1 protein-coding gene is annotated in these 1,032 nt (G+C 76.6%); it reads left to right on the plus strand.

Annotation, left to right across the window (positions count from 1 at the left end; all coding sequences use genetic code 11):
* Nucleotides 1-177: 177 nt before the first annotated feature.
* On the plus strand, nt 178-1,032 hold an 855-nt coding region (locus E4099_RS32350), incomplete at its 3' end, for a hypothetical protein (protein WP_425348296.1).

Consider the following 1,032-nt stretch of genomic DNA (forward strand, 5'->3'; position numbering starts at 1 on the left):
GCCGAGTACGCGGGCGGGTTCCTCGGCGGGAGCGCGGCGGTGACGGGGGCCGCGGGGACCGCTCGGCGGCGCTCGGCGTGGGGCGCGCTGCTGCTCATCGTGCTCGCCCTGCTGCCGGCCTCCGGGGCCGGCCCGGCGGCGTACGCGTCCGGGCTGGTGGCGGCGGACAGCGGCCCGGTGACCGGCACCGCGGCGCACTCCCGCCCGCTCGACCAGCCGCGCGGGCCCGTCCGCGCGCGTACCGCCGGGCCGTCCGTCACCGTGTCGCCCAAGGAGACGGGTGCCGGCGGGACGGTCACCGTACGGGGGACGGGCTGGCGGCCCGGGGTCCTGCTCACGCTGCTGATCTGCGGGCAGAACATGATCGGCGGCACCAACTCCTGCGCCAACGCCCACGGCCGAGCCGTCACCACCAACGCCGACGGCTCCTTCTCCCGCAGGCTGCCGGTCGTCGACCCGCCCAAGCCCTGCCCCTGCGTGGTGCATGTCGCCACCGCCACCGGCGCGGCGGCCGGTGCCGACGCCGCCCTCAAGGTCACCGGGCACCCCGTGGCCCCGCTGCCCCGGGACACCGGTGGGGAGCGGCTGAGCGTGCTGGCGGCACGGCTCGACGGGTCGAGCGGGCTGCTCACCTGGTTCGGTGCTCCGGCGCGCCGGAGGCTGGTCGTCACGGTCGGCAACCTGGGCACCACCCCGGCCCGCGACCCGGTGTTCCAGGTCGGCACCTCGCACGGGGTCTACGCCCCGCAGTGGGAGGAGCAGCAGTGGCGGGGGACCATCGCGCCCGGCCGAAAGGCGCAGGTCACGCTGGATGTGGAGCTGTCGGCCGGTGCCCATGGCGACTATCTGGTGTCGCTGCGGTACGGGAAGCGGACCCTGGTCGAACAGCCCTGGGCGGTCGGGCGCCCCTGGGGGGTCACCCTCTTCTGGATCCTGCTGTGCGTGGTGGTTCCGACGGCGGTGTTCCGGATCGGCATGGCGGTGGTGGACCGGCTGCGGCCCCGAGACGACCGCCGCCCCACGCCCCCGCCA

Source organism: Streptomyces palmae (assembly GCF_004684805.1).
Classification (GTDB): domain Bacteria; phylum Actinomycetota; class Actinomycetes; order Streptomycetales; family Streptomycetaceae; genus Streptomyces; species Streptomyces palmae.